This window comes from Streptomyces sp. UF-297 (assembly GCF_058245575.1).
In genome coordinates, this window is record NZ_JBSIBZ010000014.1 from 99025 (window position 1) to 117657 (window position 18633).

Sequence of the window (18633 nt, forward strand, 5' to 3'; positions counted from 1 at the left end):
ACTCCTGTCGTCGTCAGCGCCGGTGTTCGGAAGGCCGTCGGAAGGTGACCGGAAGATGCTCAGCAGGCCGTCACAATGCGTCGAAGAGGCGGCCGAGTTTGCGGTACTCGACCTCGATTCCCTTGAGCAGATCCTCGGTCGAGACCTGTCGGTCCTCGGCGGCTGCCGCGAAGGCCGCCGTCTCGACACCGGCTCTGATGCCGCCGCCCGCCAGCGTGAACCGGTCCGCCAGCCGGTCGATCTCACAGCGGTCCGCGAGTTCCGCGCCGAGGAACGCACGCCAGAGCCGTGCGCGGACATCGGGCCCCGGGCTCTCGAATTCGATGACCTCGTCGAAGCGGCGGGTGAAGGCCGTGTCCATGTTGGAGCGGAGATTCGTGGTGAGGATGGCCAGGCCGTCGAAGGATTCCAGGCGTTGCAGCAGATAGCCGCTCTGCAGGTTCGCATAACGGTCGTTGGAGTCCCGTACGGCGCCGCGCTTGGCGAATACCGAATCCGCCTCGTCGAAGAGCATCACACCGCTCAGCGACTCCGCGGCGGAGAAGATCCGTTCCAGGTTCTTCTCGGTCTCCCCGATGTACTTGGACACCACCGTCGGCAGGCTGACGATGTAGAGGTCCACACCCAGTTCGGCGGCGACCGCTTCGGCGGCCATCGTCTTTCCCGTACCCGACTCGCCCGCGAACAGTGCGGTGGCACCCTTGCCCCGGCCGCCACCGCGGCGCAAGTTCCACTCCTCCAGCACGCGCCGCCGGTGCCTGATGCGGAAGGTCAGGGCGTCCAGGCGTTCGCGCACCGCCTCCGGCAGCACCAAGTCGTCCCATTTCACGTCCGGTTGGACATGCCGTGCCAAGCGGCCGAGGTCGCGCAGGGCGCAGTCGTGGGCGATCCGCCGGGCCTCGTCGGGCGCCAGACCGCGAGCGCTCAGCGCGGCGTGCCTGCGGGCCCGGTCCAGCGCCGGGGCCGCGGTGGAGCACAGGCGCTCCGGTACGAGACAGGCGGCCGCGCCCGTTGGGGCCATCGCGTCGGCCGGGTCCGCCGCCCGCTGCGGGAGGTGCCTGACATCGACCGTGACCGCCGGCGTCGTACCCCACGCGTCCGCGTCCCAGGCGGCGCTCCCGTACAGCAGCACGGGCAGCGGCGCGGCGGACAGGCCCATGATCAAGCGGCGTAGCGCCGCGGCGGCCGGGGCATCCGCCTCCAGGAAGACCGGGACGATGACGGCGCCGCCGAGCAGCCGGGCCTCCCGTATGACCATGTCCGCGAAATCGGCCGATGTATCGTCCAGTTCATCCGGATCGATCAGGAGCGGAAGCCGGCCCGCGTCCCTCAGTACGCCACACATGGCATGCAGCGCAGGCCCGTTGGCACTCTCGTGCACGTACGTGATTCCGTCGCGGGACACGTCATCCCTCAGGAGGGCGTCGCGCACCGAAGGCTCCGCCACCCGCGCCCCTTGAGGCAGCGGCTGGAGGTGGCGCCCGCAGGTCTGTGCCACGGCCTCCCGTACGGCACGCACGTCCCCCGCTCGCCACCCCTCGCCGACGAGGTGGCTCAGCACCCGGTCCGGCACTCGCAGCAGCCGCTCGGGATAGGTCGCCTCGGGGTTCTCGTACGCCATCAGACCGCCGGCGAGCAGCGGGGAGCCGGGCCGCAGCAGCCCGCGCGCCATCCCCTCGGCCGGGGCGATTCCCAGGACCTCCAGGGCGACGGCGACGGTGGGCCGCGAGGAGTGCGCCGAGCCGGTCAGCATGCGGTACGCGGCGCCGCAGACGGGGCTGAGTTCGGGCAGCACGGCACAGACGAGCAGATCAACCTCTGCTTCGTCCAGCATGAACTCCCTTGCCAGACCTATCAGTTGATCGCCATCCGGATAGCCGCCGGGATCCCATCCGCTCCCCTGACCGGCACCTCCCGACAGTCCTGACGGGTCGTCGGAAACCATTCCTCCGGCATCCGTCAGATCGGCGGTGCGCTGTGCGTACAGCAGCCGCAGCCGGTTCTCGACGACGGCCAGACGGTCCTGCAGCAGGCCGTCGTTCATGCGATCTCCTCGACATTGCGGCGGGGCCGGGAGGCGCCGGGCTCCGTGGACGTACGGGCGGCTCCCGGCCGGGCCGCCTCAGAGTCCCCCAACTGCCGCGCCCGCAGCCCCATCCCCTTGACCGGCGCCGGTCCGCTCTGTTCGGCCGGCTTGCTCAGCGGCACCGTCACGGACAGATCCAGTACGGGCCTGGCGGCGGTGCCCAGACTCGACCACAGGCGCGAGGCCGCGCTCTCCGAACCGTCACCCGCCTCCCGCAGGCCCAGCGACAGGTGCGTACCGTCCCCCTCCCCCGCGGCCCGCAGCACCAGCTCCTCGGTGCGGACGCACCATTCGAGGAGCGTGCCGAGCATCCGGTGCTCGTCCTGGACCGACTGCGCCCAGACGCTCACCAGGTAGGCGAGCCGGAAGTAGCGCGGGGGGCTGCCGTAGCCGACCACTGTGCCCTGTTCGTCGATGACGCTGACGCCGCCCGACTGGCTGCGGGAGGTGTCCTCCTCGATGCCGTACAGGAAGAGGTTCACGCACGGGCCGGAGCGCCGCGCGGACCAGTCCGCGTCGGGGGTCTCGAAGGACACCTGGATGTTCGCCGTGCGCAGCGGGCCGCGCGTCAGCTCTTCTTCGAGGGTCTCGTCGACCCGCTGGACCACACTCAACGGTCCGCCTCCTACGCCTTGTTGCCCTGAGAACCCGACGATCCCGCGGAGCCCTTGGAGTCCTTGGGATCTGTCGAGCCCTTGGAGTCCTTGGGGTCCTTGGGGTCCTTGGGGTCCTTGGGGTCCGTCGAGTCCTTGGAAAAGGGCCCCTTGTTGGGAATGAGTTCGCCCGTCACCAGCGCCGTTGCCGTACAGCTGCCGTCTGCCGCGGACTGCCCCGCGGGTGGCGGGGACGATGAGGCGGGTGGGGAGCCGGAGGGCTGGGGGACGGTCGAGGGTGCGCACTGGACGGTCAGCGTGACCGTCTCGCCTTCCTGCACCACGACCGGGGACTTGGGGACGATGTCCTTGGCCTGACCCAGCGCCATGCTGCCCAGCGGAAGGCCGCCGGCGCTCAGCAGCAGCGTCCCGTTGCCCGCCGCGGTGATCTGCACCGCGGTCAGCTTGAGCCGGTAGCCCTTTTCCACCGTGTACTGACTGCTCTTGCCGGCGCCCGTGCCGCCGCTCTTCGCCTGGACGAACAGCGCCCGCTGGAGCGACTTCTTCTTCGGCGCCTTGTCTTCCTCGGCCTCTTTCTTCTCCTCCTCTTCCTTCTTCTTCTCGTCCTCCTCCTTCTTCTTTTCGGCCTCGCCCTTCTTCTTCTCCTCCTGCTCGGCCTTGGCGGCGGCGGCCTTGACCTGTTCCAGCTGCGGCGGCCCTTCGGCGCTCTGCGTCTGACCCGTACGGGTGCCGCCGCCGACCGGGGACATCCACAGCGCGACCCCGGCGACGGCCGCCGCGACCAGCAGCGTCGCCACCTTCAGGCTCCCCTTGGTCAGGAACGGGCGCCGCCGGTACGCGAAGGTGCTCTCCCGGACCTCGCTGCCGTCCCACTCGGCGCTGACCTTGACGTTCCAGCTCTCGGCCGTACCCACCGCCACCGGCTTGCCGGTCCGCAGCAGCACGCCGATCCGCGCCCGGTCGCCGACGCCGAGCACCACACGGGTACGGCGCAGCCGCGAGCGCAGTGGCGCCTTCGCGTCCTCCGGGGCGGTGCGCAGGCGCACGCTGATGGAGGTGTTGCCGGTGTTGCGCAGGGTGATGAGGTTGCTGCCGAAGATCCGCCCGCTCACCTGGGGGCGGGTGAGCTCCGTCTCCAGATCCCGGAACGTACCGATGTCGAGCTCGGCCTCGGGTACGGCGACGGCGCAGGGGTCCTCCACCGAGGCCACCCGGACCGCGAACGGCAGCCTCCCCGGCTCCAGTTCACCGCTGCGGGGCACGGCGATGGGAACCTTGATCTTCTCGTGGTTGCCGGGGTAGACCGGCAGCTGCCCCAGCCTGCGCTCGCCCCACTCCCCCGGCGGCCCCAGCAGCGTCAGCTCGTAAGCGTCGACGATGCGGCCTTCGTTCCAGACGTGGAGGTCGGTGTTCACGGTGTCGCCCGGTACGACGGCGCCGTCCGGTACGACCAGTTCGGCTCGGAGCGTCATGTGTCCTGCCTGGTGAAGAACTGCACTTCAGCGAGCGCGACCGGTGCGTCGGGCTGCGGCCCCGCGTGGACCCCGTCGATCCGCAGTTCCACCGACACGACGTCGTCCACGCCCCACCGGAAGTCCTGCGGCCCCGGCTGGTCGGCGAGGCGCAGCTCCTTGCGCTCGGTCTTGCCGGAAGCCGTGACGGCGATCGCGGTGAAGGCGGTGGGGGGGGCCCCCCCCCCCCCCCCCCCCCCCCCCCCCCCCCCCCCCCCCGCCAGGTACTCCTTGGGCTTCTTGGACGCGCCGTTGAGGATGACGAGCCCCGTCAGCCGGAACGGCTGCTGGAACGTGGCCGTCAGGGACTGTCCGACCGCGCCCTGCCCGTGCGGCCCGGGCGCCCAGGCCTGGTTGTCCACTCCGTCGACGGCCTTGCCCGCCTCGTACCCCTTGGCCTCGCTGGTCGCCTCGACCTTGCTCGGCGCCGTGGCGACCTGGTCGGAGAAGCGGTCCTCGACGGCGGGGATCACGCCGCGTACCGCCTCGATCGACCAGCCCGTCGACAGCCCGAAGGCGAAGAACACGGGCAGCGCGGCGGGCAGCAGACACCAGCGCCGGTCCAGGTGCCAGGGCCGGGGCCGCTCCTCCCACTGCTTGCGCAGCCGCTGGCGGCGGGTGAGCTGCTCCGGCTCGGGCTCGGGGCGCAGTACGGCGCCGCAGGGGGTGCAGTACGTACGGGTTTCGTCGTTGTGGATGTGACAGTCGGGGCAGGGGATGAGGGGTGGGGGTGGAGCGTACGAGGTGTAGGGGGCGGTGTGCGGCGGGGTGTCCCGGGCGGTGGGGTACGCGGACTCCGCGGCTCCCGGCAAGTACGCGGACTCCGCCGGGTGGGCAGCCTCCGTCGGATGGGCAGCCCCCGCCGGGTACTCGGCTTCCGCCGGGTGGGCCGCTTCGGTGGTGTGGCGCGGCGGCCGACTCGGCGAGTTCAGCGGGTCCGACGGATACACCGACCGGTACTGCTGCGGGCGCGGCAGATCCGGCCAGGGGGACGGTACGGATTCCAGCGCGGCCGCGCCCGACGGACCGGACAGGCCCGACGGACCTGCCGCGCCCGACAGACCGGCTGGACCCGGCACCCCACCTGCGCCCGACGGACCAGCCGGACCCGGCACCCCACCCGCGCCCGACTGCCCGGCAACAGGCGGCTGTTCCCTGACCACCGCCCGTGCCCCGGTGTCATCCCACCCCAGATAGGCGCCGCAGGACACACAGAACATCTCGCCGCCGTCGGCCGGAGCCCCGCAGCCCGCGCACATCTCCCGGCCGCCCGCGCCACCCGCCCCGCCCGGGCCACGCGCGCCGCCGTCCCCGTACAGACCCGCCAATCAGACCACCTCCCCCGGCGATTCGGGGCTCGGCGCAGCGGGCGTGACGACGACCCGGCCGGAGACATGCGCCGGAACCCAGTCGCGTACCAGTGCCTCGATCTCCTGGGTGCGGCCCGCGCACCGGGCAGCCGCCGCGGGCGACAGCTCGATGCGGATGTCGGCCCAGGCCGCCGCGGCGGCGCCGTCCCCCGCGAAGATCTCCTGTGGGCTCGGGCCGCGCCAGGTGCCGCCGGACTCGGCGATCACCACCCGCGCGTCCAGCACCTCGCGGGCCAGGAGTTCGAGCCCCGCGCGGGTGCCGCGCAGGCCGTGCAGCCTGCGGCCGAGCAGCAGGGCGTTGCGACGTCCCGCCGCGTCGACGGCGTCGGGCAGTTCGGTGCCCATCCAGCGCAGCGTCCACTCCAGGAAGTCGGCCGGTGCGGTGCGCGGCCCGAAGTAGGCGTCCAGGCAGTCCAGGGTTTCGATGACGGGCGCGAGGGTGTCATCGAAGCCCGCGATGAAGCGGTCGGCGAAGTCCCCTTCGCGGTAGCTCTCGGGCAGCATCGCCCGCAGCGAGCGGCTGCCGGGCACGAGAGGCGGCGGGGCCACCTCCTCGGGCTCGACGGCCGGGCGCCTGTGGGCGCTAACGCGCGGTGCGCGCATGGTGTCCCCCTTTCTACGGATTGCGGAGGTCGGATTACGGATGTCGGCTGGCGGATCGCGGATGTCCGACAGCGGATGACGGAGGTCAGAGGGCGGAGCGCAGATGTCGGAGGTCGGAGGGCCGATGGCGGGTGGCGGCTTCGTTACGGCGGATCCGCGCGGCGGGCGGCGGGCGGCGCGTGTACGAGGCCGCGCCCTACCGCCGCGCCTTCACCGCCACCTGGTGCCGATAGGACAGAAAGAGCGTCGTCGGCCCCACCTCGATCCGTTTCTCGGCGGGCTGCCGCTCGCCGGTGGCCAGGTCGGCGGCGTACAGCTCGACCTTGTTCACCGCCTCCACATCGGGGCACCGGGCCGCCACCGCGTACACATCGCTCATCCGCAGCGCCCGCCCCAGCGGCCAGCCCGCCCGGCTGCCGTCCTGGGCGGGCAGCGGGCTGAGGAAGGTGTGCAGCGCGCGCAGGACGTCCGTGCGGACGGCTTCCGCGTCGGCGCCGCGTACCGGCTCGATCTCGGCGACCACCGTCACGCCCTGGTACGCGGGTCCGCTCACCGCCACGCGGGTGCCCAGCGGGCGGGCCGCCTCGACGGCGTCGGCCGCCGCGTCCAGGAGGGCGCGCGAGGGCACCAACTCCCGCCAGTTCTCGTCCTCTTGGGTGTCCGGCACCCGTGGGACGATCAGGACCCGTACGAGCGTGCCGCCCCCGGGGTCCGTGTCCGCCACGCACTCGATCCGGCCCGCCTCCCGGCAGGCGGCGCCCGCGATCACCTCGTAGTCGCGGGCCGTCACCGCCCGCTCCTGGGTCCGCAGCCACTGCGCGGCGCGCTGTTTGACCCCGGCCACCGACTCGGCGTCGACGCCGCCCACCGCGCCCACGCGGTTGTCGACCCGCCCGATGAGGGCGAGCGGGGTGCGCAGCACGGTCAGTGCGCCCGCCGCGACATTGCCCGCGCGGCCGCCGCCCCTGCGGTACGCGGCGACGGCGATGCGCGCGCCGATCTCGGGTACGGCACCGTGCTGGCGTACGGTGCCGTCCACATCGCGTACCGAAGGGCCGAACCGCACCTCGCCCGCGACCTCGTCGACCGTCACATGCCGGTCCGCGGGCCCGGAGTCGGCGAAGGTGGCCACTACGGTCCAGTCCTGGCGGCCACCGGCCCCCTCGGTGATCACGGTGCGCAGTGAGCCCGCGGCGATGGGGGTGCGCTCCAGGGCGAAGCTCTGCCCGGGGGTGCCGTCGGAGGTGCCCAGTTCCTCGCCGGTGACCACCTCGCCGTGCACGGCGGTCGTGGTGCCGCCCACGGTGAACGCCTCGATGGCGTTGATCTGCGGCGAGGCGGAGTACGCGGGCTGCCCGGCGGCGGGTTCCAGGACGCGGCAGCGCAGCCAGCCGGCCCGGCGGCGGCCGATCAGCGAGATCGCATGGCCCTCGGGGACGAACAGGACGACCTCGCCGGGCCGGTTGAGGCCGCCGGTGGAGTCGCTGTCCACCTCGCAGGGCAGCCACCGCTCCCCGCACCACGCCTCCCACACCAGGGGCGGGCGCCGCGGGTCCACGCCGACCCCGTCCAGCGAGCAGTCCACGCGCAGCGCCACCGCGCAGCGCGGCACGGCCTCGGTCAGCCCGATCACCAGGCTGTCGCCGGGCGCGGGCCGGTGCGAGAAGCACGCGAGGCTCTCGCCCGCCGTGAAGCGCTCGGTGACCAGGACCGCGCCGCGCCCCGCCTCGGCGGTGCCGATGTGCTTGAACTCGCTGGGCACGATGTCCAGTTCGCGGTCGACGGTGAAGACACAGGCCGGTCCGTGCCCGGTGCGCGCGGTGGCCACCTCGGCTCCGGAGGGTACGCGTACGGCCGTCTCCAGCGCCGCCGAGAGCCAGAAGGTCAGCTCCACGGTGGCCGCCTGAGGTGGCGTCAGTTTCATGCCCAGCAGGTCCAGGAAGTCCAGGTGGATCTTCTCGGGCACCTGGTTCAGGCGATAGCTGAGCTGGTCGACCATCTGCGCGAACGCCTCGATGAGCGCGACGCCCGGGTCGGAGACGTTGTGGTCCGTCCACTCGGGGCAGCGGCGCTGGATGAACCGCTTGGCGTCGTCGACCAGGTCCTGGAAGCGGCGGTCGTCGAGGTTCGGGCTAGGCAGTGACATCACTATCGGTTTCTCGGTCGGGCGCCTGCGGGAGTTCCCGGGTCGCCGGGGAGGACTCCCGGCCACTCCCGTGCGCGGGGATCACATAGAAGGGGTGGACGAGGTTGCGCCGGCTGTTGGTGCCGGCCAGGTGGTATCCGACGTGGATGCGCAGTACGTCCTGCTCGTCCGCGCTCTGTACGACATCCACCTCGTCCACGACGATCCGCGGCTCCCAGCGGTCCAGCGCCCGCCCCACCTCCTGGGCGATGGCGCCACTGGTGGAGGCGTCGAAGGAGCCGAAGACCTGGTCGCGGATGGCGCAGCCGAACTCCGGGCGCATCGGGCGCTCCCCGGGCTCCGTCCCCAGGATCAGACGGATGGACTGCTCGACCTCCGAGAAGCCCTCGGCCATCGCCACGCCGCCGGACGGGCTCACGCCCAGCGGCCAGGACCAGCCCCTGCCGATGAAGAGTTCGGACACCTCAGCCGCCTATGTGGACGGTCGGCGCCCCGCCGACGACGGCGGCTCCGCACGGCAGCTTGTCGCCGAGCCTGGCCGCCGGCATCCCGCCGATGAGCACGGTCTTGCCCGGTGCGGGCAGCGCGATCAGCGGCATGGGCGGCAGCGGCGGCACGTGGGCGGGGAACACGCAGGTGGCCAACGAGGCGGCCACGGCGGCGGGTTGGCCACAGATGAGGACGTTCGGGACCATCGGCGGGCCGGAGATGGCCCCGGTACCCACCGGCACGGGCACCGGGGTGGGGTTAGGGATGTGGGAGGTGGCGTCGCCGACGCGCGCTGCGGGAGGCATGGGGTGCGAACTCCGTTCGTTTTCGGGTGCGTTGACCTGGTGGCCTGTTGGCCGCGAGGGGATTCCGTACGTCAGTTGAGCTTGACCAGCGCGGCCGAGATCTCCGCCAGGGCACCGCCCTTGACCTTCACCGCGCCGCTTCCGGACACCTTCACGTCGGTGCCGGACACCTCCACCTGCGTACCGGAGAGCTTGACCTGACTCCCCTTCAGTTGGAGGGCGCCCGAACCGGCGTCCAGCGCGATCCCGTCCCCCTTCACCTGCACCGCCCCCTTCGCCTCGACGACCACGGCGCCGTCGCTGTGGATCGCGACCCGTGTGCCGTGCTGGTCCAGATCGATACGGAACTTGTTGTCGCCGGTTGCCAGCAGCACCCCCAGCGGGCCCTGGTCCGCGTCCAGCAGCTCCAGCCGGTGCCCCTTCTTGGACACGAACGAACGCCGGTTGGCGGTGCCCTTGGACTTGTCGTAGAGCGCGACCTTGTGCGGGCTGGGCTTGTCAACTCCGTTGTAGAGCCCGCCGATCACGTAAGGGCGGTCCAGACTCCCCTGCTCGAAACCGACCAGCACCTCGTCACCCACCTCCGGCAGCACGACGCCGCCGCCCTTGCTCCCGCCCAGCTGAACGGTGCGCGCCCAGTCGCTGACGTATTCGTCCGACAGCCACGGGAAGCGCAGCTTGACCCGGCCCCGCTCCTTGGGGTCCTTGATGTCGACGACCTCGCCGGACACCAGCCCCCGCATCCGGTGCGCGCCGCTCTCCGCGTCGCCGGGGCCGCCCATCACCGCGCGGTCGGCGCCTTCGCACACCACGACGTCGGTCAGGTAGCCGGAGTCGGGGTGGTACTCGTGCCGTACCGACGTCACCGTGTACCGGCCGCCGTACTGGTCGCCGAGCCCGCTGAGGGTGACCGCGGAGCGCAGCCGCAGCCGGGGCTCGCCCCGTACCACGGCGTGCAGTTCGCTCAGCGCGCCCGCGACCTCCTGCGCCATCGCGCCCGCGACCAGCTCCACCTCGTTCTGGCTGGCCCGCGGCACCGAGGACAGCCGCAGCGGCTCACCTCCGACGGCCTCGGGCGCCGCCTTCCACCGCACATCGCGGGACGGTGTCGAGGTCGCCTTCCGCTCGGCGACCAGCTTCTGTTTGCGCTCCGGGTCCCAACCGCGCACCTCCACGCCGGTGACCTGGTCACGCAGCAGCGCGCCGGACCGTACGGTGACCAGGTTGTGCCCGTACTCCAGCACGTACGGGCTCTGCCGGGCGCGGGCCCGCCCCGCCGGCGCGCCGGTCGCGGCGGCCGGCCGCTTGAAGTGCAGGGCACCGGCGCGTACGAAGACATCGCAGCCGTTCTCGCGGGCCAGGTGGGAGAGGAACTCCCAGTCACAGACGCCGGGTTGGGTGAGGAACTCGTACACCAGTGACGTACGGTCCACCTCCCCCACCTTCAGACCCGCCTTGCGCGCGAGCTGGGCGGCGATCTCGCCGGCGGACATCTGGTGGTAGCCGACGACCCGGCGTCCGCGCTTGAGCCGGTGCGCCAGGTCTTCCGCCTGTACGACACTGAAGGTGCCCGACTCCCCGGCGCGCGCCTCGCAGCCGGTGACCTCGCCCTCGAACAGCTCGGCCGTACCCCGGGCGTCGCGCGCCACGAGCTTGACCCGCGCACCCAGCCGCAGGCCGGTCTTCACCGGCAGCTCACAGCCCGGGTCGCGGAACCCGATCTCGGCCGAGGCCGAGGCGCGGCCCGACTCCTCGGCGATGGCCCAGGCCAGGGCCAGGCCCCAGTTCCTGGGCAGCGACTGCCCTGCGACCTGCACATCGAGCCCCGCGGTGTACCGCTCCACGACTTCCTCTCTCCTCCTGCGATTTCTTGCTCGCTGACGGCTTGCTCGCTGACGCCCTACTCGCTGACGGCTTGCTCGCCGCCGTCCAACTCGCTGGCGCCTTACTGACTGTCGTCCCGGCCGGGCAGCAGGACCTGGGTCCCCGGGGGCAGCCGCCACGGGTCGGACAGGCCGTTCAGCTGGGCAACCGCGCGCCAGGCCACGGCGCCGCCCAGCTCCTGGTGCGCGATCGACTGCAGCGAGTCGCCCGCGACGACCGTGCGGGCGCGGCGCGAGGACGGCGAACCGGACGTCGGGTTCTGCCCTTTGGTGGCCCCGCCGATCTCCTCCAGCGTGATCTCGCAGACCGCCCGCTGCGGGCTCCCCTGCGAGGAGAACCGGGTGTACGTGGCCTGCAGCTTGCGCAGATACGCGAGGAAGGAGACGGAGGCGAAGTCCCCCCACCGAAACCTGACCCACGGCGGCGACGGCCGATCCGCGTCGATGCTGTACTCCGTGGGGGCACAGCACTCCAGCAGCTTGGTCACCCGCGCGTCGACCGATCGGCCGCGCTGGTCGGCACCGTCCAGCAGCACCGTCATCGCCAGTACGCGCGGCTGCGTACCGGTGAACTCCGGCACCGCGGCCCGGGGAGCGGAGCGCACATTGCTGCGCGCCCACGAAGCCCCTTTGACCAACGCCAACTCCGCCGGATTGAACTGGAGTTGGATCTCGTCGAGCTGCGCCCCCGGGTCGGTACCGCCGCTGCTCGGCGGCGCATACACCTCCAGCGAAGCCCGCACCATTTTGTCGCGACTCTCACCGCTCATGTCGTACCCGCCTTGAAGAACCCGTGGTGGACGATCTCCAGCACCTCGGTGGCCGCGCTCGGCGCCGAGGTGTCGAAATTCGGCCCGCTCCAGGCAATGGGCACCACATTCAGCAGATCCCATTTCGCGAGCACCGTGCCACCGGACGACAGTGATGCGATCTGCCCCGTACGCTGCCGCGCTTCATTCACCGCATCCATCACCCACTGACTGGTCTTCTCGGCCTCCGAGGTGAGCGGCCGCGACAGCACCAGCGGCGGATACTTGATCCGCTTGGGCAAATACCACGTCGAGTCGTTACGGCCCCCCTCGGCGTACTCCTCCACCTCAACCGTGCAGGACAGCCCCGTACACCCGGTGAACACCCCCAGGTCGACCCCATCTATGACAAGCCGAAAGCGATGCGTCGTCCCCGGGTCGACCGGATTCCCCGACATGTGGTGCACCTGCGCCTTTCTTGGGCTGTTGGAGAGGGGTGGGTTGGTTGTTGCTTTGCTGGGGCGAGCGCCCTGGCCCTTGGGGTTCGCCTGCCCCTCACGGACTACGGACTACGGGTTATGGATTACGGGTCATGGATTACGGGTTACGAATTTCCTCGCACTGGCGGCTTTCCTTGCCCTTGCGGACGTTGTCCCTGCGGAATGCCCCAGCTCGGCGATCGACGGGTCGCACCGCCCCGCCTTCCGGTGGGAGCCAGCGGCAGGCCGGCGCCGCTGCGTGATAGCCCATCGGCGAGCGGGAGTTGAGCACCCGAGAACTCATCACTGTCGATGCCGATGTGCGGGGCGCGGGCAGCGATTGTGCTGAACTGGCGTGCGCTGGGCGGCGGTAGGTGAGTCTGGAGCGAGGGGCGGGCAAGGTCGGGGCCGGATCGGAACGCGGCACCGGTGCTGATGCCGGTACCGGAGTCAGAGGTGGCGCGCGACGCCCCGTCCCCGTACTCCGGGTGCGGCTGCGAGCGCTCGCCTTCGTACGCAGACGACGCCGACGCCCCGGACATCCCCTCCCGCGAGCCCGTCCCCCGGCCCTCCGGCACGACGATGCCCCGCACGGACACAGCCGAGCCGAACGACGCCGAGGCGACTCCCTCCGCATGCCCTCCCGCCTCCGCCCGGCGCCACACTTCCCCCTTCACCGGGGCGCCGGCTTCCCGCACACCGATCCGGGCAAAGGCCCGCCTCCCGCCAACGGCGTCCGCCATCCGCCCCGAGAGACGCGAAGGAGCAACAGCCCCCTCACCCCGAGAGCCCGCGACACCACCTGCCAACTCGCTCCCGGCCTGCTCCTCCTCCCGTACACCCGCACTCCAGCCGACCCGCCCAGGACGCCAACTAGGCCCGTGAGCCGCCCACTTCACCCAACCAAGACCGACATCGAGACCACCCGAATCCACCACCCCCGCCCCGGACACGAAACTCGACAGCACACGCCCTCGACCTCCGCCCCCTACGAGCGCCCCCACGCCACCACCAACAGGCCCCGCCGCAGCCCCATCCCCCCACAACGACATCGGCAGCGCCTCGACAAGCCCACGAATCGCAGCGTGCGGCGGCACCACCCCCATCACGTCCACCGCCCACCCTGCGACGAACGACGCACCACCCGCCAACCACCCTGCAACCAACCCTTGTTGACTACTACAAACCATCGCCTGCCCAGGTCGTGAACCATCCGCAGAGCCTGCCCGTTGCGTACGATCCGCCCTCCCGCCGAATGCCGAGACCCAACCACCCCTCGGCAGCCCCCCATCAGCCACCCCAAGCCCCGACCCTGACGCACTCCCCGCCACCACAACGGACGCAGCGGCTCCGCCACACCCCTCCGCCACGGCAGCCGCCCGGCGTTCCACCAACGACCCGTCAGCATCCCGAAAACCCGACCCTGACCTACTCCCCGCCACCACAACGGACGGAGAAGCCCAACCGCCCCTCGCCGCATCCACGACGTCCGCCCGGTACTCCGCAGTCGACTCGGCAGCGTCCGTAAGCGCCGATCCTGACCGACCTCCCGCCCCCACGCCGCAACCCGAGACCTGCCCCTCACCCACCTCTGTCACAGCAGCTCCGCGACGCTGCACCATCGGCCCGGCAACATCCCGAAACTCCGGACCTGAGCCGCCCTCCGCGACCGAAGCGCACACGAGAACCCGATCGCCCCGCATCTCTGCCAAGGCAGCCACCCGGTTTCCCGTCCTCGACTCGGCACCATCCCGAAGCCACGCCCCTGACCGACCTCCCTCCCCCACGGCGGAGCCAGGGACCCGGCCCTCACGCGCTTCCGCCACATGGGCAACCCGGCGTTCCGCCATGAGCCCGGCAGCACCCCGAACCTCAGGCCCTGACCTGCCCTCCAGCGTCGGAGCGGGTACGGGAGCCCGACCGTAGTTCTCCCCTGCCACAGCAGCTGCCACCTGGCATTCCGCCGTCGGCTCAGAAGCGTCCCGAAGTCCCGGTTCTGGCCTGCTCCCCTTCTCGGCACTGGCGCGGTGCGATGCAAAGCCATCGGCCTCGCCTGCCGACTGCGACGGCTCGGGGCGCGCCTCACGGGGCCCCGGCTCGCGCCGGCGCCGTACGCCGCTGTCCGGCTCTCGTACGACGGCCCGCTCCCGGCCGGAATCCTCGTCCCGCGCAGGCTCGACACCCTCAGCCAAGACTGACGGTTCAGCGCCAGTGGCACGCTCCGTCCTCCGCGTAGCACCGCTTACGCCCTCAGGCACGACGGCCTCGGCAGACAGCTCGTACTCCGCGCCCCGCTTCCCCTCCGCACCACGGGCGCGGAACACACTCGGAACTCCGTGTTCCGTCCCGCGCACGGGGTCCCATCGGACGGGCACCGCACCCGATTCCCGTGCTCCGTGACCGGCGCCCCCGCCCACGCCTCGCCCTGCACGCAGCCCCACGGCGAGCACCGCGCCCGCCCCCAACTCCCGCCTTGCATCTGCCTCCGACACCGGCCCCGACTCAACCACCAGCTCCGGCGCCACCGCAGACTCCGCCACCAGCCCCGGCTCAACAACCGACTCTTGCCGTGCCAAAGACTCCGCCACCGGAATCATCTTCGGCTTCGACTCAACACCCAGCTCCCGCCCCGCCGAAGACTCCGGCTGCGGCATCGGTGCACGAGCGCTTCCGGGCGTGATCGGCACCTCGCGATCCGGGCGAGCGCGGCCACCCGGCTCCCGCTCTACACTCCGCCCACTGCCCGTTCCCGCACCCACGCTGGTGCCACCACCAGGCCGACGCGCTTCATCCCGTGCGCCCTCCACCGCGCTTCGAGCCTCGGCATCCCGCTCCCGAACGCCCCGCGACCGCGCACCGTTCCCCTCAACCACACCACCAGCCCCAGAAGGAGTCGCGGAAGGCGAGGTATCCGTCAGACCGCCCCGCTCGGCCTCCCCGGCTTCGCTGACGACCCCAGCACCACCGGCGCCCGCCGCCGGCTCCGGCCGTACTCCACCAGGCGCCGCGCTCGGAATCCGTCGGCCCACATCAGGAAGAGCCCCCGCCGTGGCACGACCGCCAACTGTCCGCCCCGACGCCTCCGTCAGCGATTTCGTACGCGCCAAGTCGCCACCACGCTCACGAGCCTCGCCCGAAACCGGCACACCCGCACGGACACCGCGCTCCGCACTCTGTTCGCCATCCCGCCCGACACGCGCCGACTCCGGCCAGAACTCATCGTTCTCACCCTTCGCACCCCGAACGCCCTGCCCATCACCTGTCCTCGGCCGCACCGGCAACTCACCGCCGATACGCCGTTCCCGCGCACCCCGAAGCAACTCCCCCGCGGCCGGAATCCCCTCGTCGCCCTGCCCCCACTCCAAACCCAGCACCCGGAGCCCCGACCCGTCCCCCACCTCGCCCCGGCCAACAGCCTCGGCTGACACCAGTCCATCCCTGCCGTCGACACCGACCTCGACCGCAGCATCCGCCTCGAACACGCTCTCCGCACCAGGCCCGTCCCCCACCCCATGCGCAGGACTCGCCCCACTCCCACACTCCTCCCCGGACACACCCCTCACCCTCGACGCACACTCCGCCCCAGCAACAGCTCCCACCTCACGCACACACTCGTGCGCAGCCGCAGGCCTTGATCCGAGCGCGCCTTCCGCCTCAGGCGAAGACCCGCGTACGCCTTCGGCTGTGCCGGGGGGTTCCACAGACCCGGCAGGCCGCCCGGCCGCCGCCGCGCAGCTTGAGGCTGTACCTCCAACATGCCCTCCCGCGGCGCCACTTCGCCGCACCGCTTCCGATGCATCGCCAGCTGCCGAGGCGCGACGCTCCTGGCTGATGGCCTCCGGCCCGGCCACGCCCGGCTCCGCAGCCGACGCGGGCGGCCGTCTCTCGGCGGTCTCGCGCTCGCTCCCCGTACCACCGGCTCGCCGCTCGTCGACGCCCGTGACCGGTCCCGCGCCCAGCTTCATGTCCTCGCACTGCTCTCGCCCGGCGCCAGCGGTATGCCCCTGCCCCGCCTCTCCGGCGCCCCCGAGCCCGGTACGGTCCACCGGAACCCCTCCGGCACTGTCGGCCAACGCGGATACGGACCTGCTGCCCCCACCGCGCCCGCTCTCGCGGCGCCCCACAGTCGCGCTCAACGGGTCGACTCGCCTGCTCGCCTCAAGAGCGTCCGTCGCACGCCGGCCCGATTCCTCCTGGGCGCTGCCCCGAGCCGCCATGTCCTCAGACGCGCCCGCGCCCTGTTGTGCCGCAACCGGCGCGTCACCCGGCTCGCCGTACGGCATCGACGCGGCCCGCGCGGCACGCTCCCGCCGTGCAGGGCCGCCGTGTTCGGTCTCCACGCCGACGCCCGCCGACTCCGCACCACCACGCGTACGGGCAGGTGTCACCGACGGCTCCGTCGGCACTCGCGACGAGGCCGCCAGATCAGCGCCATACGCGCCGTACACAGCGCCGGGCTGCAACGGCAATCCGGCATCCCAAGATCCCTCCGCCAGCCCGCCCCGGCTCTCATCACCCGACCGAGCGCCTGCGGATTCCCCCGTACGCCTCTCATCCCGGCCACCATCCCGCCGTCCCGCCACCAGCCGCCTCAACCGCGTCCGTATACGCCCCGCCTCACGACGACCACCGCCTTCAACATGCTCACCACGCGCGCCCCGACGACCACCGCCCCCAACACGCCCATCACGCACGCCCCGACGACCACCGCCCTCATCGCACTCCTCACGCGCGCCCCACTCGCCGCCCCCAACACTCGCCTCCCACGTCCCGTCCACGGCGTCACCAGTGCCAACGGCGTCACCAACGCCAACAACAGCCTCGCCAGCGTCGGCGCCGATCTCGCCGGCGGGGACAGCCGCCGCGCGGACCTCACCGGCAGGGGCGACTTCAGTCCCACCAGCAGCATCGACGCCATAGGCCCCCTGTTCCCCCACCACATCAACCGCCCACACCATCCCCGCCGCCCGCCGCTGTCGCGGCAAGCCGGCTCGCCCCCAGACACCCGCGTCCGGGCGGAACACCAACGGGGCCTGGGGGTTGACCAGCAACGGTTGCTCGCCGCTGAGGCGGGGGTCCTGCCACGCCGTCAGGAGCGTCGCGGCGACGCGAGAGGCGTCCGTGACCGTGCGGAGGCCGTCGGTGCAGACGGTGGCAGGCGGGGGGACCAGTTTCGGTATCCCCGCGCCGCGGGACACCCGACGCTTCACGTTGCTAATTCCTGTCTGACAAGTGTTCGTTGATGGCGCCGATCTGGCGGATGTAGCGGCGGCGTTCGCCGTGTTCCAGGTCCAGGACCTCGCTCAGCGGCCAGTGGAAGTGGTAGGAGATGTACGCGATTTCGGCGTAGAGGTCGTCGATCGCGTACACCGTCATTCCCCCAGGCGGCTCCCCATGTCCACCTGGAATTCATGCCGGCAATCGGGGCAGGTCGTCAGCGCCAGCGAGGTGCCGTCCGTGTTGATTTTCTCGTAGAAGCGCTGGAGAAAGGCGAGATCCGCCGCGAACATGCCTTCCACGATGCCCGCGTGAACATCCGTCAGGGTTCCGAGGCGGGGAATGAGACGGCCCAGCAGCACCACCGAAAGGTAGGCAGGGTTCTCCTGCACCCGCTGGTCCTTGAGGGGAATCAGTTCGTCGCGGGCCGTCGCCAGCCGCATCACGCCCTCCCGGTGGATGTTCCCCCGGTCGTCCACATAGCCGCGCGGCAGCGTGAAAGGGAATTCCGTCGGGAGGGCTGCGGGCCCGTTGGGCGGGCCCGCAGCCGGAAGGGGCGTGGCGGGCGTGTACGACGTGGCGGCGGACCGTTCTCCCGGAGCCGCCGGGGACGGCGCCACCGGCGCCGGTCCCTCGGTCACACGCCCGCGCCTCACGAGTCCTCGACCTTCAGCTCTTCGAATTCGATGGTGACGCTCTCGTCCACCGCGTTGGTCTGTCCGGCGATCAGATCGCCGCTGCGCCACGAGCTGACCCAGGCGCGCTCCAGCGTCACCCGCCGCACCGTCTTCCCGGCGTTGTCCTTCATCTCGATGGTGACGTTCTTACGGCCCTTGGCGACGTCCCCCTTGTCGTACGTCTCCTTGATCCACTCACTCAGCGCCTTGCTCTTGTCCATACCGCGCGTAATGGTCACGCTCTGGTACGACTTGGCGCCCGGCTGCTTGCGGGTGTAGACGACGCCCTTGTCGGTCACGTGCTGGCTGGTGATCACGTCCTGCTGCATGCCCAGCCCGCTGACGCTCTTCAGCTGCTCAAGCTGCACTCCGTCGATCTGGATACCGAAAGCATGGACAATGAAGTTGTCCTGCATATCTGCCATGTCAGTTCCTCATTCCTTATTCCCGGACGCCCGCCCGGCGCCCACCTCGTTCCGTTGCCCGAACGCCCGCCCGGCGCCC

At 71.5% G+C, this 18633-nt stretch carries 14 protein-coding genes; all 14 read right to left on the reverse strand.

Annotated elements, in window-relative coordinates; all coding sequences use genetic code 11:
• Nucleotides 1-70: 70 nt before the first annotated feature.
• A complete protein-coding gene (locus tag AC4IJH_RS11370) occupies nucleotides 71-2044 on the reverse strand; it encodes an ATP-binding protein (RefSeq protein ID WP_490851481.1) in 1974 nt (657 codons plus the stop codon).
• A complete protein-coding gene (locus AC4IJH_RS11375; protein WP_490851506.1) occupies nucleotides 2041-2694 on the reverse strand; it encodes a Pvc16 family protein in 654 nt (217 codons plus the stop codon). The genes AC4IJH_RS11370 and AC4IJH_RS11375 overlap by 4 nt, the downstream gene beginning before the upstream one ends.
• Nucleotides 2695-2711: 17 nt before the next feature.
• Entirely contained in the window at nucleotides 2712-4172 is a 1461-nt protein-coding gene (locus tag AC4IJH_RS11380; protein ID WP_490851482.1) for a COG1470 family protein, read from the reverse strand.
• On the reverse strand, nucleotides 4169-5290 hold the full coding sequence (locus AC4IJH_RS11385; RefSeq protein WP_490851483.1) for a discoidin domain-containing protein: 1122 nt from the start codon (nucleotides 5288-5290) through the stop codon (nucleotides 4169-4171). Before AC4IJH_RS11385 ends, AC4IJH_RS11380 begins: the two co-directional genes overlap by 4 nt.
• Nucleotides 5291-5539: 249 nt before the next feature.
• Complete coding sequence (locus AC4IJH_RS11390; RefSeq protein WP_490851484.1) at nucleotides 5540-6184, reverse strand: hypothetical protein; 645 nt, start codon at nucleotides 6182-6184, stop codon at nucleotides 5540-5542.
• A gap of 196 nt (nucleotides 6185-6380) precedes the next feature.
• On the reverse strand, nucleotides 6381-8330 hold the full coding sequence (locus AC4IJH_RS11395) for a putative baseplate assembly protein (protein ID WP_490851485.1): 1950 nt from the start codon (nucleotides 8328-8330) through the stop codon (nucleotides 6381-6383).
• Nucleotides 8317-8793: a GPW/gp25 family protein gene (locus AC4IJH_RS11400; protein WP_490851486.1), complete on the reverse strand. Its 477-nt coding sequence runs from the start codon at nucleotides 8791-8793 to the stop codon at nucleotides 8317-8319. The genes AC4IJH_RS11395 and AC4IJH_RS11400 overlap by 14 nt, the downstream gene beginning before the upstream one ends.
• Before the next feature lies 1 nt (nucleotide 8794).
• Entirely contained in the window at nucleotides 8795-9124 is a 330-nt protein-coding gene (locus AC4IJH_RS11405) for a PAAR domain-containing protein (RefSeq protein ID WP_490851487.1), read from the reverse strand.
• A 71-nt stretch (nucleotides 9125-9195) separates the two neighbouring features.
• Nucleotides 9196-10968 (reverse strand): VgrG-related protein, encoded by a 1773-nt coding sequence (locus AC4IJH_RS11410; protein ID WP_490851488.1) that lies wholly within the window; start codon nucleotides 10966-10968, stop codon nucleotides 9196-9198.
• Nucleotides 10969-11069: 101 nt separating this feature from the next.
• Entirely contained in the window at nucleotides 11070-11777 is a 708-nt protein-coding gene (locus AC4IJH_RS11415; protein ID WP_490851489.1) for a CIS tube protein, read from the reverse strand.
• Complete coding sequence (locus AC4IJH_RS11420; protein WP_490851507.1) at nucleotides 11774-12214, reverse strand: phage tail protein; 441 nt, start codon at nucleotides 12212-12214, stop codon at nucleotides 11774-11776. The genes AC4IJH_RS11415 and AC4IJH_RS11420 overlap by 4 nt, the downstream gene beginning before the upstream one ends.
• Before the next feature lie 5235 nt (nucleotides 12215-17449).
• A complete protein-coding gene (locus AC4IJH_RS11425; RefSeq protein WP_490851490.1) occupies nucleotides 17450-17611 on the reverse strand; it encodes a DUF6760 family protein in 162 nt (53 codons plus the stop codon).
• Nucleotides 17608-18093, reverse strand: coding sequence for a hypothetical protein (locus AC4IJH_RS11430; protein WP_490851491.1), 486 nt, complete (start codon nucleotides 18091-18093; stop codon nucleotides 17608-17610). The genes AC4IJH_RS11425 and AC4IJH_RS11430 overlap by 4 nt, the downstream gene beginning before the upstream one ends.
• 11 nt (nucleotides 18094-18104) lie before the next feature.
• Entirely contained in the window at nucleotides 18105-18554 is a 450-nt protein-coding gene (locus AC4IJH_RS11435; protein WP_490851492.1) for a phage tail protein, read from the reverse strand.
• Nucleotides 18555-18633 lie beyond the last annotated feature (79 nt).

Excerpts from the sequence above, each read along its gene's own strand:
- AC4IJH_RS11420 (WP_490851507.1), bottom strand. The coding sequence starts at position 12,214 with ATGTCGGGGAATCCGGTCGACCCGGGGACGACGCATCGCTTTCGGCTT.
- AC4IJH_RS11370 (WP_490851481.1), bottom strand. The coding sequence starts at position 2,044 with ATGAACGACGGCCTGCTGCAGGACCGTCTGGCCGTCGTCGAGAACCGG.
- AC4IJH_RS11405 (WP_490851487.1), bottom strand. The coding sequence starts at position 9,124 with ATGCCTCCCGCAGCGCGCGTCGGCGACGCCACCTCCCACATCCCTAAC.
- AC4IJH_RS11415 (WP_490851489.1), bottom strand. The coding sequence starts at position 11,777 with ATGAGCGGTGAGAGTCGCGACAAAATGGTGCGGGCTTCGCTGGAGGTG.
- AC4IJH_RS11395 (WP_490851485.1), bottom strand. The coding sequence starts at position 8,330 with ATGTCACTGCCTAGCCCGAACCTCGACGACCGCCGCTTCCAGGACCTG.
- AC4IJH_RS11380 (WP_490851482.1), bottom strand. The coding sequence starts at position 4,172 with ATGACGCTCCGAGCCGAACTGGTCGTACCGGACGGCGCCGTCGTACCG.
- AC4IJH_RS11425 (WP_490851490.1), bottom strand. The coding sequence starts at position 17,611 with ATGACGGTGTACGCGATCGACGACCTCTACGCCGAAATCGCGTACATC.
- AC4IJH_RS11390 (WP_490851484.1), bottom strand. The coding sequence starts at position 6,184 with ATGCGCGCACCGCGCGTTAGCGCCCACAGGCGCCCGGCCGTCGAGCCC.
- AC4IJH_RS11435 (WP_490851492.1), bottom strand. The coding sequence starts at position 18,554 with ATGGCAGATATGCAGGACAACTTCATTGTCCATGCTTTCGGTATCCAG.